This is a genomic window from Paenibacillus xylanexedens (assembly GCF_007676705.1).
GTDB classification, from domain to species: domain Bacteria; phylum Bacillota; class Bacilli; order Paenibacillales; family Paenibacillaceae; genus Paenibacillus; species Paenibacillus xylanexedens_C.
In genome coordinates, this window is record NZ_VEBF01000239.1 from 1 (window position 1) to 287 (window position 287).

Genomic DNA, 287 nt, shown 5'->3' on the forward strand with positions numbered 1-287 from the left:
TCAACCCGGCGCTTTATCATGTGGTCTACTTTCCACTGTCCACCGGGGGTGTAATGGATTTTTACCGGGGTTTGGCTTACGGGTTGGGCGAGGAGCCCAGGTTCCGGAAGGTGGATCTGTTCCGGCAGATCCAGCATGGAATTGAACGGATGGCCCAGGAACGAAAAGTAACGCCGGTGTTCATCCTGGATGAGATGCATATGGCCAAGGACGCTTTTTTACAGGACTTGGCGATTCTCTTTAACTTCCAGATGGATTCATCAAATCCATTTGTCCTTGTGCTCGCC

1 protein-coding gene is annotated in these 287 nt (G+C 51.6%); it reads left to right on the forward strand.

Annotation, left to right across the window (positions count from 1 at the left end; all coding sequences use genetic code 11):
• Window positions 1–287 (forward strand): ATP-binding protein (locus FS628_RS30495; RefSeq protein ID WP_145326677.1); only part of this gene is annotated, 287 nt, incomplete at both ends.